Origin of the sequence: Gemmobacter megaterium (genome assembly GCF_900156815.1) — a bacterium.
GTDB lineage: Bacteria > Pseudomonadota > Alphaproteobacteria > Rhodobacterales > Rhodobacteraceae > Wagnerdoeblera > Wagnerdoeblera megaterium.
In genome coordinates this window covers 1-17490 of the sequence record NZ_FTOT01000003.1, presented here as the reverse complement: position 1 = coordinate 17490, position 17490 = coordinate 1, and the positions used below count along the sequence as shown (strand labels likewise).

Annotated in this window: 17 protein-coding genes; 3 read left to right on the top strand and 14 right to left on the bottom strand. The window is 65.0% G+C overall.

The features are described 5' to 3' along the window. Nucleotides 1-50 precede the first annotated feature (50 nt). Nucleotides 51-1274, top strand: a complete 1224-nt coding sequence (locus tag BW970_RS08775; protein ID WP_076530313.1) for a GTP-binding protein — start codon at nucleotides 51-53, stop codon at nucleotides 1272-1274. Between the two features lie 4 nt (nucleotides 1275-1278). Here BW970_RS08775 and BW970_RS08770 read toward each other — a convergent pair whose 3' ends face one another. Genes BW970_RS08770 through BW970_RS08715 form a run of 12 tightly spaced genes read right to left on the bottom strand, consistent with a single transcriptional unit; the run spans nucleotide 1279 to nucleotide 12879 of the window. Further along, nucleotides 1279-2094 carry an enoyl-CoA hydratase/isomerase family protein gene (locus BW970_RS08770; protein ID WP_076530311.1) on the bottom strand — a complete coding sequence of 272 codons (816 nt, stop codon included), beginning with the start codon at nucleotides 2092-2094 and terminating at the stop codon, nucleotides 1279-1281. 54 nt (nucleotides 2095-2148) lie between these two features. Further along, a complete protein-coding gene (locus BW970_RS08765; RefSeq protein ID WP_076530309.1) occupies nucleotides 2149-3318 on the bottom strand; it encodes an ABC transporter substrate-binding protein in 1170 nt (389 codons plus the stop codon). Between the two features lie 35 nt (nucleotides 3319-3353). Beyond that, complete coding sequence (locus BW970_RS08760) at nucleotides 3354-5186, bottom strand: AMP-dependent synthetase/ligase (protein ID WP_076530306.1); 1833 nt, start codon at nucleotides 5184-5186, stop codon at nucleotides 3354-3356. 3 nt (nucleotides 5187-5189) lie between these two features. Continuing rightward, nucleotides 5190-5966, bottom strand: a complete 777-nt coding sequence (locus BW970_RS08755; protein WP_076530304.1) for an ABC transporter ATP-binding protein — start codon at nucleotides 5964-5966, stop codon at nucleotides 5190-5192. Beyond that, entirely contained in the window at nucleotides 5963-6727 is a 765-nt protein-coding gene (locus tag BW970_RS08750) for an ABC transporter ATP-binding protein (RefSeq protein WP_076530302.1), read from the bottom strand. Before BW970_RS08750 ends, BW970_RS08755 begins: the two co-directional genes overlap by 4 nt. Then, complete coding sequence (locus BW970_RS08745) at nucleotides 6724-7800, bottom strand: branched-chain amino acid ABC transporter permease (protein ID WP_076530299.1); 1077 nt, start codon at nucleotides 7798-7800, stop codon at nucleotides 6724-6726. Before BW970_RS08745 ends, BW970_RS08750 begins: the two co-directional genes overlap by 4 nt. A gap of 4 nt (nucleotides 7801-7804) precedes the next feature. After that, complete coding sequence (locus BW970_RS08740; protein WP_229740473.1) at nucleotides 7805-8677, bottom strand: branched-chain amino acid ABC transporter permease; 873 nt, start codon at nucleotides 8675-8677, stop codon at nucleotides 7805-7807. Between the two features lie 28 nt (nucleotides 8678-8705). Continuing rightward, complete coding sequence (locus BW970_RS08735; RefSeq protein ID WP_076530296.1) at nucleotides 8706-9530, bottom strand: SDR family NAD(P)-dependent oxidoreductase; 825 nt, start codon at nucleotides 9528-9530, stop codon at nucleotides 8706-8708. Between the two features lie 20 nt (nucleotides 9531-9550). Next, a complete protein-coding gene (locus BW970_RS08730) occupies nucleotides 9551-10708 on the bottom strand; it encodes an acyl-CoA dehydrogenase family protein (RefSeq protein ID WP_076530293.1) in 1158 nt (385 codons plus the stop codon). A 1-nt stretch (nucleotide 10709) separates the two neighbouring features. Beyond that, nucleotides 10710-11135 (bottom strand): MaoC/PaaZ C-terminal domain-containing protein, encoded by a 426-nt coding sequence (locus tag BW970_RS08725; protein ID WP_076530290.1) that lies wholly within the window; start codon nucleotides 11133-11135, stop codon nucleotides 10710-10712. A gap of 10 nt (nucleotides 11136-11145) precedes the next feature. Continuing rightward, complete coding sequence (locus tag BW970_RS08720) at nucleotides 11146-11637, bottom strand: FAS1-like dehydratase domain-containing protein (RefSeq protein WP_083701187.1); 492 nt, start codon at nucleotides 11635-11637, stop codon at nucleotides 11146-11148. Between the two features lie 54 nt (nucleotides 11638-11691). After that, the gene (locus BW970_RS08715; RefSeq protein WP_076530287.1) at nucleotides 11692-12879 is read right to left on the bottom strand and encodes a lipid-transfer protein; all 1188 of its coding nucleotides are present in this window, start codon (nucleotides 12877-12879) and stop codon (nucleotides 11692-11694) included. A gap of 105 nt (nucleotides 12880-12984) precedes the next feature. On the opposite strand from BW970_RS08715, the gene BW970_RS08710 reads away from it, so the two are divergent. Further along, nucleotides 12985-13887 carry a LysR family transcriptional regulator gene (locus BW970_RS08710; protein WP_076530285.1) on the top strand — a complete coding sequence of 301 codons (903 nt, stop codon included), beginning with the start codon at nucleotides 12985-12987 and terminating at the stop codon, nucleotides 13885-13887. On the opposite strand, the gene BW970_RS08705 is transcribed toward BW970_RS08710, so the two are convergent. Then, complete coding sequence (locus tag BW970_RS08705; RefSeq protein WP_076530282.1) at nucleotides 13884-14306, bottom strand: MerR family transcriptional regulator; 423 nt, start codon at nucleotides 14304-14306, stop codon at nucleotides 13884-13886. The genes BW970_RS08710 and BW970_RS08705 overlap by 4 nt on opposite strands. A 90-nt stretch (nucleotides 14307-14396) precedes the next feature. Here BW970_RS08705 and BW970_RS08700 point away from each other — a divergent pair, with 90 nt between their 5' ends. Beyond that, on the top strand, nucleotides 14397-16583 hold the full coding sequence (locus tag BW970_RS08700) for a heavy metal translocating P-type ATPase (protein ID WP_076530279.1): 2187 nt from the start codon (nucleotides 14397-14399) through the stop codon (nucleotides 16581-16583). 27 nt (nucleotides 16584-16610) lie between these two features. On the opposite strand, the gene BW970_RS08695 is transcribed toward BW970_RS08700, so the two are convergent. Next, nucleotides 16611-16907 carry a hypothetical protein gene (locus BW970_RS08695; protein WP_076530276.1) on the bottom strand — a complete coding sequence of 99 codons (297 nt, stop codon included), beginning with the start codon at nucleotides 16905-16907 and terminating at the stop codon, nucleotides 16611-16613. Between the last annotated feature and the right edge of the window lie 583 nt (nucleotides 16908-17490).

Genomic DNA, 17490 nt, shown 5'->3' with positions numbered 1-17490 from the left:
CGGTGGGCCGCGCGGATTATGAATGTGATAGTATAACATTTGAGGATGCCATGCCAGCCAACCGCCCCGCAGGCGACCTGCGCCTGCCCGTCACTGTCCTGTCCGGCTTTCTGGGTGCCGGAAAGACCACGCTGCTGAACCATGTCCTGAACAACCGCGATGGCCGCCGTGTCGCCGTGATCGTGAACGACATGTCCGAGGTGAATATTGATGCCGACCTGATCCGCGATGGTGCCACGCTGAACCAGGCCGAGGAAAAGCTGGTCGAAATGACCAATGGCTGCATCTGCTGCACGCTGCGTGACGATCTGTTGCAAGGGGTGCGCAAGCTGGCCGACGAGGGGCGGTTCGACTATCTGCTGATCGAGGGCACCGGCGTGGCCGAGCCGTTGCCGATTGCCGCCACCTTCGATTTCCGCGACGAGGCGGGCGAGAGCCTGTCCGATGTAGCGCGGCTGGATACGATGGTGACTGTGGTGGATGCGGTGAACCTGACCAGAGATTTCTCCAGCCACGATTTTCTGGCCGACCGGGGGGAATCGCTGGGCGAAGGGGACGAGCGCACGCTGGTCGATCTGCTGACCGACCAGATCGAGTTCGCGGATGTGATCGTGCTGAACAAGGTCAGCGAGGCCGGCCCCGAACGGCTGGACCATGCGCGCAAGATCGTGCGGGCGCTGAACCCCGATGCGCGGCTGATCGAGACCGATTTCAGCACTGTCGATCCACAAGAGATTTTCGACACCGGCCTGTTCGATTTCGAAAAGGCGCATCTGCATCCGATGTGGGCCAAGGAACTGTATGGCTTTGCCGACCATGTGCCCGAAACCGAGGAATATGGCATCTCGTCGTTCGTCTACCGGGCGCGGCGGCCGTTTCACCCGGACCGGGTGCATCAGGTGCTGAACGGCGATCTGCCGGGCGTGATCCGGGCCAAGGGGCATTTCTGGGTGGCGACGCGGCCGAACTGGGTGGCCGAATTCAGCCTGGCGGGGGCGATCTCGACCGTCACCCCGCTGGGCGGCTGGTGGGCCAGTGTCCCGCGTGAGCGTTGGCCGCAGCATCCCGACAGCCTGGCCGAAGTGGCAAAACGCTGGGAGGAACCCTGGGGCGACCGCCGGCAGGAACTGGTGTTCATCGGATCCGGCATGGACCGCGCGGCGATCACCGCCCGGCTGGATGCGGCGCTGGTGGAGGCTGCCGACTATACGCCGCAAGCCTGGGCCAATCTGCCCGACCCGTTCCCGCGCTGGGGCCAGCGGCAGGTGGCCTGAGCCGTCAGTCCTGCGGCGTCTGCCCGAACCGGGGCGGGCGCTTGGCGCGGAATGCGGTCACGCCCTCGACGAAATCGGGCGTGGTGCACAGATGGGCGTTCGCCTCGCGCTCGAAATCGAGTTGGGCGTCCAGCGGTTGGGCGGTGGCCAGATCCACCGCCTGCCGCAACCAGGGAAGGACGGCGGCAGGCTGGGTGGCAAGCCGCGCGGCCAGATCGCAGGCGGCGGGGAGCAGCCGGTCGTCGGGCTCGATGCCCCAGATCATGCCCCAGTCCAGCGCCTGCGCTGCCTCGATCCGGGCGCCGGTCAGCATCATCGGCAAGGCGCGGCCCCGGCCCAGGGCACGGGCCACCACCCAACTGGCACCCGCATCGGGCACAATGCCAAGGCGGGGGGCAAAGGGCAGGTGGAACGCCGCGCCGGATGCGGCCAGCACCACGTCGCCTGCCAGCGCCAGCCCGGCCCCGCCACCCGAGGCTATGCCGTTCACCGCGCAGACCAGCGGCTTTTCCATACCATGCATCGCCCGCAACAGGGCGTTCACCGAACTGTCGAAATGGGCGCGCATCCGGTCCGGGGCGATGCCGCCGCCGGGATCGGTGCCGAAATTCGCCGCCAGCGAGTCCAGATCGGCACCGGCGCAGAAGCCGCGCCCTGCGCCGGTCAGCACCACCGCGCGAATGCCGGGATCGGCCGACAGATCCGCAAAGCCGCGGGCAAGGGCCTGAAACCCCTCCAGCGTCAGGGCATTCAGCCGGTCGGGTCGGGTGAGCGTCACAAGCGCCACGCCGGACGCGGGACTGTCGATGCGGTGTTCCATGGGCGGTCCTTGAACGGGGCAGGGCGGCACCGGGCCGCCCCGCCGGTCAATCAATCAGAACGGCAGATCGGCCTGGCGCACCGCCCATGCCGAGTTTTCCACCTGCAAAAGGGTCAGGCTGTTGCCGCCGAACCGCTTGTCCGCGCTGAACGACAGATCGGGGCCGCCGAACGGATCGGTGTAATGCGAGATCCCTTCGATGGCTTTCATCAGCGCGTCTTCCGTCAGCTCTGGCCCGGCCGCTTCCAGCGCCTTGATCAGAAGATCGGCCGAGATCCAGCCAACCTGCGACTGAACGGTGGGCTCTTCCTTGAAGGCCGCGCGGTAGCGGGTGATGAAATCGGTGCGGAAGGCATCGCCATCGGTCCAGTCGGCATCGGCCACCGGGCTGACGACATACAGCCCTTCCATCGCGCCGCCGGCGGCCTTGGCCACCACAGGCAGATAGGACACCATATTGCCCACGATCGGAACGGTCACACCCAGTTGGCGCAGCGTGGTATATAGCGCAATAGTATCGCGCCCCGTGGTGCCCAGATAGATCAGGTCACAGTTGGCATTGCGGATCGCGGTGGCCACCCCGGCAAATTCGGTTTCCGTGGTGCGGTGGGTGCCCACCATTGCCAGCGTCAGGCCATGCGCCTCCACCCCTTGCGTGACGCCTTCGGTGACCTCTTCGCCGTATTCGCTGGATTGGGTTTGCAGGCAGACCGACTTGATCCCCGCCGTTTCGTGGAAATAGCGGATCGCCCCGACCGCCTGATCCTGATAGCTGACGAAATAGGACACATGCAGCGGATGGGTCGGATAGGCCATCGACCGCGCCGCCGACAGCGGGAACACGTTGGGAATGCCCAGCTTGTCGGTGATTTCATACGACGCCATGCTTTGCGCCGTACCTGCCCCCAGGATGATGGCGAACACGTTGTCGCGCTGGACCAGCCGGTTGGTGGCCCGCACGGTCAGTGGCACCTGATACTGGGTGTCCTCGACCTTGAAGTCGATCTTGCGGCCATGCACGCCGCCTGCGGCGTTCTGGTCATCGAACCGCATCCGGGCGCCATTGGTGGCGGGCACGCCCCAGCTTGCCAGCGGGCCCGACAGGTCGGTGTGCGACCCGATGATGACGCTGGTGCCGGTCACGCCGCGGGTGTCTGCCGCTGCGCCCGTGCCCAGGCCCACGGCCAGCGCCGCCGCGAGCGTCAGGGATGTTCTTGCCGTCATGTCTTTCTCCTCCCAAAGAAATCTGCGGTTTCCGTTCAGTACATCTGGTCGATGAGACCAGCGTATTTCTGGGCCACAAAGCTGCGTTTCAGCTTCATGGTGGGGGTCAGCTCTTCGTCTTCCGGGGTCAGCATCACGTCGATCAGGCGAAACGCCTTGATCTGTTCCACCGGCGAAAAGCGGGCGTTGGTGCGCGCGACCTCTTGCCCGATCAGGTCCACCACCTCGGGCCGTGCGCAGAGCGAGCGGTAGTCGGTGAAGGGGATCGAGCGCGTCTGGGCAAAGTGTTCCACATTGTCCCGGTCGATCATGATCAGGCAGGTCAGGTATTTGCGCTTGTCCCCGATGACAGTGGCATCGGAGATGTAGGGCGAGAATTTCAACTGGTTCTCGATCTGGCTGGGGGTGATGTTCTTGCCCCCCGCGGTGATGATGATGTCCTTCAGCCGGTCTGTGATGCGCAGGGCGCCGGTGGCGTCGATCTCGCCGACATCGCCGGTGCGGATCCAGCCATCGGCCAGCGTCTCGGCAGTGGCCTGCGGCAGGTTCAGATAGCCTGCAAACCCGCCGGGCGACCGCACCAGGATTTCATCCTGCGCGCCCAGCCTGATCTCGACCCCCGGCGCGGCATGGCCGACGGTGCCGGGGCGGAACACGCCCTTGCGGGTCATGGTGGCGATGCCGGTTTCGGTCTGGCCGTAGATTTCGGTCATCGGCAGGCCAAGCGACAGATACCAGCGGATCAGATCGGCCGAGATGGGCGCGGCACCGGACAGCAGGAACCTGGCCCGGTCCAGTCCCAGCAGCAGTTTCAGGTTGCGAAACACCAGCCGGTCAGCCAGCGCGGCGCCCAGGCGCACATGCAGCGGCGGGGTGGTGCCCGCGATCAGGTGATCGGCCCGCCGCCCGCCGACCTTCAGCGCCAGAGCATATCCGGCGCGGCCCATCCATGTCGCCTCGGCCATCAGGGTTGCGATGCGGGAATACAGTTTTTCCCAGATACGCGGCACCGCGAACAGGAAGGTGGGCGAGAGTTCCTGGATGTTCTGGAACACCGTTTCCGAGCTTTCGGCAAAGTTCAGCACCTGTCCATGGCCCAGCGACATGCAGAGCGAGACCATCCGTTCCGCCGCATGGCACAGCGGAAGATAGGTCAGGATCTCGTCGTCGGGGCCGATGGGCAGCGGGTCGGGTGCAGCGCCCATCTGGAACAGCAGATAGCTGTGCGGCACGCAGGCCCCCTTGGGCTTGCCCGTGGTGCCGGAGGTATAGATCAGCACGGCGGTATCCGTGCTGCGGCCTGCCGCGATGCGCGCGTCGATTTCGGCGGCATGATCGGCCATGGCCGCGCGCCCGGTGGCCTGAAGCCGCTCCAGCGGCACGACCAGCGGATCGTCGAAGTTGCGCAGACCTTTCCAGTCGAACACATAGACCCGCCGGATCAGGGGCAGGCTGTCGCGCACCTCGAGAAACTTGTCGAGCTGCTCTTCGTCCTCGACAAACAGCACGCGGGCGGCGCTGTCTTGCAGGGTGAATTCCAACTGAACCGGGCGGTAGGTGGGATAGACACCGTTCACCACCCCCCCGGCCAGCAGGATCCCCATATCGGCAAAGACCCATTCCTTGTTGGTTTCCGACAGGATCGCCGCCACCTCGCCGCGGCCAAAGCCATCGGCGATCAGCCCGGCCGCGATTTCCCGTGCGGCGCGGTCGAAATCCGACCAGCGGATGTCCTGCCAGATGCCGAAGTCCTTTTCCCGCATCGCCACGCGGTCGCCCCAGCGGCCCACGCGGTCGCGGAACAGCTTGGGGATGGTGTCGTGTCCGTCGGTGCGCACCTCGGCACCGTCAACCGTGATCCTGACCATGCCTCACCTCCAGGTCTTGCGCTTTTTCCAGCGCCGTTCGCCGCGCACGCCCGCATCGGCCTTGCCCAGGTAGAATTCCTTGATGTCCTCGCTCTCGATCAGTTCGGCCCCCGGCGCCTCCATCACCACGCGCCCGACCTCCAGCACATAGCCGTGGTCGGCGACCTGCAATGCGGCATGGGCGTTCTGTTCGACCAGCAGGATCGTCACGCCCTGTTCGCCATTGATCCGCCGCACGATGCCGAAGATGGTTTTCGTCAGCAGGGGCGACAGGCCCAGCGAGGGTTCGTCGAGGATCATCAGCTTGGGCCGCCCCATGAAGGCCCGGCCGATCGCCAGCATCTGTTGCTGTCCGCCAGACAGAAACCCGGCCATCTGGTCACGCTTTTCCGCCAGATCGGGGAAATAGGCGAACACCTGTTCCATATCGCGCGCCACCGCGTCGCGGTCGTGCCGCCCCCAGGCGCCGACCACCAGGTTCTCGTGGACGGACATGAAGGGGAACACCTCGCGCCCTTCGGGAACATGGCCGATCCCGCGCGCGGCCACGCGGTCGGGCGGTTGGTTCTGCACCTCGGCGCCGCCAAAGATCACCTGGCCTTTCTTGCAGTCGATGGCGCCCGAGATGGTCTTGAGCAGCGTCGTTTTGCCGGCGCCATTCGCCCCCAGCACGGTGACGACGCTTTCGCGGGCGACCTTCAGGCTGATCCCGGAAATCGCCATGATCGGACCGTAGAACGTTTCAAGGTTGCGGGTTTCCAGCAGAATGTCGTCGGTCATGCCGCACCCCCCAGATAGGCATCCTGAACCCGGCGGTCGGCCTGAACCTGGGCGACGGTGCCTTCGGCCACCACTTCGCCATTGGCCAGCGCCAGAACCCGGTCAGCGGTGCGGCCCACAAGGTTCATGTCGTGCTCGACCATCAGGATGGTGACGCCCAGCTCTTCCTTGATGTCCTTGAGCCAGAAGGACATGTCTGTCGTCTCCTCGGGGTTGAGCCCCGAGGCGGGTTCATCCAGCAACAGCAGTTTCGGACCTGCGCACAGCGCGCGCGCCAGTTCCACGTTCTTGCGCGCGCCATAGGGCAGGTCAGCCACCCGTTCGCTGCGCAGATGTTGCAGGTCGAGCAGGTCCAGCACCTCTTCGACCTTGCGGCGCGCGGCCAGTTCCCCGCGCCGCACGGCGGGCAGGAACAGGAATTCGGCCAGCAGGTTGCGCTGCATCCGGCCATGGCAGCCGACCAGCAGGTTTTGCAACACCGTCGCCTTTTCGAACAGTTCGATGTTCTGGAAGGTGCGGGCGATGCCGGACTGAACCACCTGATCGGGGCGCAGTGTCAGCAGATCGCGGTCGCCAAACCGGATCGCCCCGCCCGCCACGTCGTAGATGCGGCTGATCGCGTTGAAGATCGTGCTTTTCCCGGCGCCATTCGGCCCGATGATGGCAAAGATCTGTCCGGGTTCCACCGTGAAGGACACGTCGCGCAAGGCGCGCAGCCCGCCAAAGGCAACCGAGATGTTCTGAACGGAAAGGGTGCTCATCTGAACCGTCCCGTCTTGAGATAGCGTTTCTGCCGGGTGAAGGTCGCGCGCTTGTAATAGGGGTAGGTTTCCAGAAAGAGCCGGAACTTGCGCCAGCGGCCATACAGCCCGTCAGGTTCGAAGATGATGAAGCCAGCGATGATCGCGCCGAACAGGAACGGCTCCAGCCCGACCTGATGCGCGATGCCCGAGGGCAGGACCATGCGCAGGATCTCGATGGCATTGGGCAGGAAGGTGACGAACACCGCCCCGATGATCGCGCCGCTGATCGTGCCAAGCCCGCCCACCACGATCATCAGCAGCAGCTTGAGCGATTCACCCAGGCCGAAGGTTTCGGGCGACAGGTAGTACAACTGGTGCGCCATCAGCCCACCCGCCACCCCGGTGATGAAGGCGCTGGCAAAGAATGCCGTGATCTTGGTGCGGGCGATGTTCACCCCCAGGCTCTGGGCCGAGGTTTCGCTGTCGCGCACGGCGACCATCGCGCGGCCGGTAGGGGCGCGTTTCAGGTTGGCCACACCCCAGACAAAGAACAGCAGCACCGCCAGATAGAGGTAATAGGTCTGCCAGCCGCCCTGCACCTCGTACCCGAACAGCGTGATGGGCGGTACGGACACCCCCATATGGCCGCCCGTCAGCGGCACCGCGGCACCGATCACGGTTTCCACCAGAATGGCAAAGGCCAGCGTGGCGATGGCCAGATAGAAGCCGTGCATCTTGCTGGCCGCTCGGCCCACTGCGGCCCCCATCACCCCGGCGATCAGCCCGGCCAGCACCAGCGCGACCAGAAACGGCACGCCGCGTTGCAGGAACCAGACCTGCGCATAGGCGCCAAGTCCCAGAAAGGCGGCATGGCCAAAGGACACCTGCCCGGAGAATCCCGTCAGGACCATCAACCCCAGTCCGGCCAGCGCATAGCACAGGAACATGGCCATCTCGCTGAGCGCATATCCCGACAGGACCAGCGGCAGTGCCAGCGCCCCCGCGATCAGCAGCCCCACCCGGATACGCTCTCCCGGATCGACCAGGTGGTCGATGTCGAAACCATAGCTTGTCTTGAACAATGTCCGCATGGCGCTACACCTTCTTGCGGAAGGTTTGCGGGATCAGCCCTTCGGGGCGGACCAGCAGCACGACCAGCATGATCGCATAGGCATAGACGCCCTGAAGCGGCGGATAGGTGTAATCCAGAAAGGGTTCCGCGACCCCGATCAGCAGGCACCCCAGCAACGCACCGGGGATGGAGCCGAAGCCGCCCACCACCGCGCCCGCCAGTGCCTTGATGCCGATGGCGGTGATTTCCGGGCTGACCTGCGTGACTGGCGCCATCAGCACCCCCGCCGTGGCCGCCACCATCGCCCCGATGGCCCAGATCACCGAGATCAGCCGCTTGACCGGCACCCGGCTGTAATAGGCCGCCAACTGGTTTTGTGACGCGGCCTGCATGGCCAGCCCCAGCCGCGTGCGGCCCAGGAACAGATAGAGCGCGATGCAGATCAGCACCGTGCCGATGATCACCGCAATGCGGTTGGTGGCGATCACCATGCCGCCAATGTCGACAGTGCCCTGGAACGGCACATTCAGCACCAGCGGCGTATAGCCCCAGATCATCCCGGCCAGCGCCTTGAGCATCACCCCCAGCGCCACGGTCAGGATGAAGATGCTGGATTGCGATTCCCCGATCACCCGGCGCATGACCAGCGCGTCCAGCGCATAGCCGAACACGCCCAGCGACAGGATGCCCATAGCCGCCCCCAGCCAGAAGCCCAGCCCCCAAAGTTCCGCAAAGGTCAGCACCGCAAAGGCGCCCAGCATCATCAGTTCGCCATGTGCGAAATTCACGATTTCGGTGGCGCGGTAGATGAACACGAACCCCAGCGCCACCAGCGCATAGCCCGATCCCTGCGCCAGCCCGATCACCAACAAATGCATTGCATCGGTAAATTGCATCGCCGTCCTCCCCAACGTTGATGCGGTGTCAGATCGACAGGCCACCGCCGACGATCACGACCTGACCCGAGATGTAGTTGGATTCGGGTGTGCAGAACAGGAACACACCATCCGCCGCCTCTTGCGGCGTGCCCGGACGGCCCAGCGGGATCATTGCCGCCATGCCCCTTGCCACCTTGGACGGGATGCCCACGGCGATCTTTTCGCCCTGCACCTCGATCTGTTTCTTGTCGTCCGTCGCCTCTGTCAGGCGGGTTTCGATATAGCCGAAGGCGACGCAGTTCACGTTCACCTTCATGCGGCCCCATTCCTTGGCCAGCGTTCGGGTCAGCCCCAGAACGGCGGATTTGGCGCTGGAATAGTTGGCCTGACCCGCGTTTCCGCCCGTGCCTGCGACCGACGAGATGTTGACCACCTTGCGGAACACCTCGCGCCCTTCGGCGGCTTCGGCCGCGGATGCCTCGCGGATGAAGGCAGAGGCCGCGCGCAGGATACGGAAGGGCGCCTTGACATGCACATCCATGATGGCATCGAACTGCTGGTCGGTCATCTTGCCGATCAGCGCGTCCCAGGTATAGCCTGCGTTGTTCACGATGATATCGACCCCGCCAAAGCTGTCGATTCCGGTCTGGATGAAGGTTTCGGCAAAGCCGTCGGCTGTCACGCTGCCCGGCACGGCCACGGCCTTGCCGCCCATCGCCCGGATTTCGGCCACCACGGCCTCGGCGGGTTCGGCATCCAGATCGTTGACCACCACCGCCGCGCCGCGCGCCGCGAGTTTCAGCGCCACCGCGCGCCCGATCCCCCGGCCCGATCCGGTGACATAGGCGGTCTTGCCTGCCAGTTCCTGCATGATGTTCCTCCTGTTGGCGGTCAGTCGCGGTCGAGGGACCGGGCGACGATCTCGCGCATGATTTCATTGGCCCCGCCGTAGATGCGCTGCACCCGTGCATCGGCATAAAGTTCGGCAATCGGATATTCGTTCATGTAGCCATAGCCGCCGTGCAGTTGCAGGCAGGTATCCACGGTGCGGCCCTGCATTTCCGTGGACCACATCTTGGCCATTGCGGCACGTTCGGGCGTCAGCGTGCCGGCCTGAAACTCTGCGGTCAGCTTGTCGGCAAAGGCGGCCAGCACCTCGATTTCCGTGGCCACTTCGGCCAGTTTGAACCGGGTGTTCTGCATGTCCATCAGCCGCTGGCCAAACGCCTTGCGCTGCCGGACATGGGCCAGAGTGTGCCGCAAGGCACAGCGCGATGCCCCAAGGGCCAGATAGGCCAGGATCAGCCGTTCCCATGGCAACTGAGTCATCAACTGGGCAAAGCCACGCCCCTCGGCATCGCCCACCAGATTGCTGCGGGGCACGCGCACATCGTCAAAGAACAGCTCGGACGTGTCCTGACGCCGCATCCCCATCTTGTCCAGCTTGCGCCCGCGGCGAAAGCCCTCGGCCCCGTCGGTTTCCAGCGCGATCAGCGAAATGCCCCGGCCACCCGCCGCCGGGTCGGTCTTGGCCACTACAAGGATGAAGTCGGCGTTCTGGCCATTGGTGATAAAGGTCTTGGAGCCCGACAGCACATATTCGTTGCCATTCTTCAGCGCGGTGGTCCGCACCGCCTGAAGATCCGATCCCGTGCCGGGTTCGGTCATGGCAATGGCGCCGATCCATTCGCCCGACACCAGCCTGGGCAACCAGCGTGCCTGCTGGTCGGGGGTGGCGATGCTGGCCACATAGTGCAGCACGATGTTGTGCACCGAGATGCCCCAGCCGCTGTCCCCGATCCGGCCCTGTTCCAGAAAAGTCACCAGATCGAACGTGCGCGGCAGGCCCAGCCCGCCGTGATCTTCGGGAATCGAGGCGCCCAGAATGCCCTGCTCGCCCGCCTTGCGCCAGAAGGCGCGGTCCACCACGCCTGCCTCTGTCCAGCGGGCGCGGTTGGGCTGATATTCTTCGGCCAGAAACCGGCGCACGGCATCGGCATGGGCGCGGTGGTCGGGCGTCATCCAGGCGTGGTCCAGAAAGCTGTCCATGTCAGTCGGCCCTCACCAGGGCTTCTCCGGCCAATGTGCGGGCGGTGCGGCCATCGTCCAGGGTCACATCCGCAGCCAGCGCCACCCGCAGATGCGGCACGCCGCCGATGTCCAGCCGTTCGGCCACCTCGCCCGAACAGGTCAGGTTGGCGCCCACCGGCGTAATGGCCATGAACCGATTGGAGACAGAGACCACCCGGTCCTGTCCGGCCCAGCCGGTCACGACACGCGCCAGCACGCCCATCGACAACATGCCATGGGCAAACACATCGTCCAACCCGGCCTTGCGGGCGAAATCGAGATCGACATGCACCGGGTTGTGGTCGCCCGAGGCACCGGCATACAGCGCCAGAATCTGCCGCGTGATGCGGCCAAAGGCGACGGGGGGCAGGCGATCGCCGGGTTGCGCTGTGGTCAGATCGGTCATTGTCCCCTCCTCAGGCCAGACGGTGCACAAGGCTGCGGGTGATCGACACCAGCAGGCCGCGCTCGGGGTGCCGGATCTCGGATCGCAGATGCGCCAGTTCCAGCGCGCCGCCCTTCTTGTCCTCGAAACCCAGCACTTCGGTGGTGATGCTCAGCCGGTCGCCCGCATGGATCGCGCCGTGATAGTCATAGCGTTCCTCGCCATGCAGCAGCCTGCGGTAGTCGCAGCCGATGCGCGCCAGAACAGAGGGCTTGCCTTGCCGTTCCAGTGCGCGGCCGGTTTCCAGATCCACCACGATGGCAAAGGTCGGCGGTGCGACCACATCGGGGTGCCCGGCCGCCTGCGCTGCCGCGCGGTCATGGTGGATGGGATTCCGCTCGCCCAGCGTTTCGGCAAAGAACGAGATCCTCCCCGCCTCGACCTGAAATTCGACCGGATCGGTGATCAGCCCCTTGGTGGACCGATTGAACAGCCCATTCGGATTGGACGAAGTGGCGTCCATTGCGGGTTCCTCCCTTGATGTCGTCGTCCCCGGCCCCCTCCCAAGGGCGCAGGGTCAGCCAGCCTGATACAGCGTCACCACACAGGCGCCGCCCAGGCCCAGATTGTGCTGCAATGCCGTGCGCGCGCCCGGCACCTGCCGCGCCTCGGCAGAGCCGCGCAGTTGGTGGGTCAGTTCGTAGCATTGCGCCAGACCTGTGGCCCCCAGCGGATGCCCCTTGGACAAGAGCCCGCCCGACGGATTGGTGACCACCTGCCCGCCATAGGTGTTGTCGCCATCGGCAATGAATTTCTGCGCGCCGCCTTCGGGGCACAGCCCCAGACCTTCATAGGTGATCAACTCGTTCTGCGCGAAACAATCGTGCAGTTCGACCACATCCAGATCGCGCGGTCCGATCCCGGCGGACTCATAGACCTTGGCCGCCGCCGCCGCGGTCATGTCATAGCCGACCACGCGCATCATGTCGTCGCTGTCAAAGGTGCTCGCGGTGTCCGTGGTCATTGCCTGCGCAATGATCCTGACCCGTGACTCCAGCCCCCGCCGCGCCGCGAAGCTTCCGCTGACCAGCACGGCCGCCGCCGCGCCACAGGTTGGCGGACAGGCCATCAGCCGCCGCATCACCCCCGGCCAGATCTCGGGCGAGGCCATGACATCGGCGACCGTCACCTCCTTGCGGAACAGTGCAAGGGGGTTGTTCACCGCATGGCGGCTGGCCTTGGCGCGGATGGCGGCGAAATCTTCCAGCGTGGTGCCGTGGCGTTGCATGTGTTGCAGCCCCGCGCCACCGAAATACCGCAGCGCCAGCGGGATCTGGCTGTTGCCGACCAGCGCCTCGGTTGCGGCATCGAATTCATCGAAGGGGCTTGGCCGATCCTCGAAGATATTTCCCAGCGCGCCGGGGCGCATCTGTTCGAACCCCAGCGCCAGCACGCAATCGGCGGCCCCGCATTCCACGGCCTGCCGTGCCAGGAACAGCGCGGTCGATCCGGTGGAGCAGTTGTTGTTCACATTCACCACCGGAATCCCGGTCATGCCCGCGCGGTAGATCGCCTTTTGCCCGCTGGTGCTGTCACCGTAGACATAGCCGGCATAGGCCTGTTGCAGATCGTCAAAGATCAGCCCTGCATCTTCCAGCGCCAGCCGCACCGCCTGCGCGCCCATCACGTCATAGCTGTCGGATGCCCCCGGTTTGGCAAAGGGAATCATCCCGACCCCTGCCACCACTGCCTTGCCCTGCGCCATCGCCGATCCTCCGCTCCCGACTGATTGCAGGGGACAGAGTTGCATCGGTCGTGATATAAATCCAATTCAAAAAGGTCCGCATTCATTCCACGGAGGAATGGCAGAATGAACATCGGAAAACTGCGCCACATCGTGATGGTGGATCGTTGCGGATCAGTGACCGAGGCGGCGCGACAACTTCATGTCACGCAATCCGCCGTCACCAAAAGCGTCGCGGATGTGGAGCGAGAGATCGGCTATCCGCTGTTTGACCGGCTGGCACGGGGCGTGGCAACCACGCTGGCCGGTCGGGCCTTTGTCGACCGGGCGCGGCGGATCATTTCCGACATGGACCAACTGATCCATGATGCGCATTCCGAACGGGCCGGGCGCGATGCTGTTCTGCGGGTGGTGATCTGTCCGCCTTCGCTGGAGGGATTGCTGAACCGGGCCTTGCGCAGCTTTATCGTGGCCAATCCGGCCTGCCGCGTGCATCTGTTCGCCTCGACCATCGAACGGGGTATCCGGCTGCTGCGGCAGGGCGATGTCGACATTTGCCTAGGTGCCCGCGACCGGCTGGAGGTTGTGGACGACTTCGATTGTCTGGCGCTGCCCGATCTTCATGCCACGCTGTATGTGCGCAAGGATCATCCGCTGGCCGGGCAGGACCGCGTTGCCGAAGCCCAGATCGCGGCCTATCCGATCATCGTGCCCGATCTGCAAGGCACCTATATCGAACAGATCATGGCGCTGGTGGGGGGCGATGCCTCGCCGATGCGGCGGTTGCATATCATCGAGAATTTTCCGATGGTGGCGGAAATCATCAGTGCCACCGACACCATCGGGATCGTTAGCGCGGGATATGCCCGGACCGCCGCCTTTGCCCGCCGGTTCCGCACCCTGCCATTCCCGCTGGACCCGGCGATGCCGCTGGCCATGGCCACCCGAGCCCACTGGCCCGATTCGCGGCAGATCACCCAGTTCCGCGCCACATTGCAGAAATACCCGTTGACCGGCGCAAGTTCCTAGACCGCGTGGTCGGGATGCAGGCACAGATCGTGGTTGGCCAGCACGCCGATCACCCGGCAGTCGGAAATCGTGCCATGCGCGCATTGTGCCACCATACGTTCCAGTTCCGCCTGAAGCGCCTGTAGGCGTGCGATCCGCTCGCGCACCGCCCGAAGTTGACGGCGAGCAATGCCGTCCGCCGCATCGCAGGGCAGATCGGGCCGATCCGACAGGTGCAGCAGGTCGCGGATCGCCTCCAGCGGAAAGCCCAGATCCCTGGCGTGACGGATGAAGGCCAGCCGCTCCAGCATCTGGGGGCCATATAGCCGCTGGTTGCCGCCGCTGCGCTCGGGTTCGGGCAACAGGCCGATCTGTTCGTAATAGCGGATGGTGGGCACCTTGACCCCGGCAGCCGCGCCAAGTTTTCCGATGGTCAGCATGAAACCCCCTTGAACCTCTAGGTACTAGAGACATTAGGTATTCGAATCGAAGGAAACAAGCAGCCCGGCAGGGCCGGGCAGGAGACCTCGATGACCCAAAGCAAAGACCACGAATGGACGGTGCGCGGCATGGATTGCGCGGCCTGCACTCTCAAGGTGACGCAGGCCGTCGCGCGATTGCCGGGTGTCAGCGATGTGTCGGTGGCGCTGATGGGGGAACGGATGCAGCTGCGGTTGGCGCCCGGCACCACCGAACCGGCGCGGATCGAAGATGTCGTGCGACGCCTGGGCTATCAGATTGCGCCGCGGGGTGCCGGTGCGGTGGGGGCGGGTCCGGCCCATGATCATGGGCCGGATTGCACCGGGCACGGGCCTGTCCCGGCTGCGCAGGTCGCCCGCGATCAGGCGTGGCATCAAAGCGGCAAGGGCCGGCTGGTGATACTGACCGGCGCGCTGCTGGGGCTGGCATGGGGGGTAGAGCTTGTGGCCCCCGATGGCTACGGCAATCTGGCATTCGTGCTGGCCTGCGTGCTGGGGCTTGCGCCCGTTGCCCGGAGGGCGCTGGCTGCGTTGCGCCTTGGCCAACCCTTCACCATCGAAAGCCTGATGACGCTGGCTGCGGTGGGCGCCATGTTCATCGGAGCGGTCGAGGAGGCGGCGCTGGTCGTGTTCCTGTTCGCGGTGGGCGAAGTGTTGGAGGGCGTGGCGGCGGGAAAGGCGCGCGCAGGCATCCGCGCGCTGGCCGCACTTGTGCCCCGGACAGCCTGGCTGAGCGAAAACGGCCAGACCCGCGAGGTTCCGGCCGCCAGCCTGGTCATTGGCCAGACGGTTCTTGTCCGCCCCGGCGATCGTATCCCGGCCGATGGGCGCATCAGCCTGGGCACCTCCGGCATTGATGAAAGCCCGGTGACAGGCGAAAGCGTGCCTGTGACCCGTGGTCCGGGGGATGCGGTCTTTGCCGGGTCGATCAATACCGAAGCGGCGCTGCATGTCGAGGTGACAGCGGATCCGTCCGACACCACGATGGCCCGGATCGTCCGGCTGGTCGAAGACGCAGAGCAGGCCCGCGCCCCGACCGAACGGTTCATCGACCGATTCTCGCGGGCCTATATGCCCGCCATTCTGGCGGTGGCGGTTCTGGTCGTGCTGGTGCCGCCGCTGGCGCTGGGGCAGGACTGGGACACCTGGATCTACCGGGGCCTTGCACTGCTGCTGATTGGCTGCCCTTGCGCATTGGTGATCTCGGTGCCTGCCTCGATCGCGTCGGCGCTGTCTGCCGGAGCACGCCGTGGCCTGCTGATGAAAGGCGGCGCCGTGATCGAGGCCGCGGCCCAGGTGCGCCATGTGGCCTTTGACAAGACCGGCACGCTGACCATGGGCCGGCCGGTCGTCACGGATCTGAGGCCGGCGCCGGGCGTTACGATGGCCGAGATGCTGGGCGTGGCCGCAGGGGTTGAAGCTGCGTCCTCGCATCCATTGGCCCGTGCCATTGTGCAGCACGCGGCTGACTCGGGTGTCGAGCCGCTGGCCGCCGCTGACGGACGCGCGATTGCCGGGAAGGGCGTGCAGGCGGTTGTCGGTGGTGCGATGGCCTGGGTTGCGGCTCCCGTCCATGCCGCCAGCGCGGCGGGCATCGCGCCTGGGCAGGCTGAACTGGTCGATAGGCTGGAGGCCGAAGGCAAGACGGTGGTTGCCGTGTTCCGGCAGGCGCAGCCGCTTGGCCTGATCGCCCTGCGCGACGAGCCGCGCCCCGATGCGGCAGAGGCCCTGCGCCAACTGCGGGTCATGGGGGTTCGGCCGGTGATCCTGACGGGCGACAATCCGAGAACCGCTGCGGCGATTGCAGCACATCTGGGCACCGATCACCGCGCGCAGATGATGCCCGAGGACAAGCTGGCAGCGATCCGCGATCTGGCGGACAGCGGCGGCGTGATGATGGTGGGCGACGGCATCAACGATGCACCCGCGCTCAAACAGGCGGGCGTCGGGGTGGCCATGGGCTCGGGCACCGATGTGGCGCTGGAAACCGCAGATGCGGCCGTCCTGCGCAACCGCGTTGCCGATGTGCCTGCGCTGATCCGTCTGGCGCGTTTCACAATGCGGAACATCCACCAGAATGTCGCCATCGCGCTGGGGCTGAAGGCGGTGTTCCTGGTGACTTCGGTTCTGGGGCTTACCGGCTTGTGGATTGCGATTCTGGCCGATACCGGCGCCACGGTGCTGGTGACGCTGAATGCGCTGCGCCTCTTGCAACGGGATCCCACGCGCGAGAGCTAGGCACATGCGAGGGGGGCGGTCGCCCCCCTACTTGTTGCTGTCGATCCAGCGCGCCATCAGCCCCTTGTCCCGAAAACACTCATCAGGCACCGCACGGCGCTTGATGCGTGCCAGGCGTTCGGCAAAGGCCACCTGCCTGGAACTGGGCAGGCTGTGGGTTGCCGTCATCGGTTTCAACTGGGCCTGTGCATCAATCCAGGCGCTGAGACTGCGGCGGTCCTGCTGAACGGCCCAGGGCAGCAGCGTCTGGTTGCGCAGCGCGAGCGCCTTGGCATAGGCCAACTGGCGCGGTGTGACGGGCATGGCGAATGTCGTGTCATCCATTGCAGATCTCCCAATCAGGGCTGATCTGAATATAGAACATAATAGGAACAATTTCAACCGCCCCTCCAGATGAGGCCATGGATGCCGCCCGGTCGCCATGGGTGTCGTGGGGGTGTCATGGAGTGCTGCGACCGCGACAGCCAGACTGGCGCGATGAGTCTGGATGGCCCGCACGGCCGGTGCCCGAGTCGGCGTGCCCCCGAGTCGGAGTGCCCTTGGGGTCTCTTTGGTGATTCTGGCTGTGTTTTTGGTGTTGTTGTTTTGTGTTTTGAGTTTTTGGTTGGGTGATATGTGAGAGTTTGGTTGTGAAAAGTGCAGTAAAACATGGGCTGGTGACGAAAAGATGACGTTGTCTGAATTTTCCTCTTGCGGGTTCCGGCATGTCTGACTAGAAACCGCTTCACCGAGACGACGGGGACGGAAGGAACCGCCGGACGGTAGCTGGGACGGGTGCTGAGGCGGAGACGCTGTGGTGTTTGTTCTGGTTTGACAATCTGGGAAGGATGGTCGAGTTGGCCCGGTGAGAGTTGGGTCGGTTCGGTTGTTTTTTGTTCTGGATTGTTGTGCTCTTTGACATTGATGG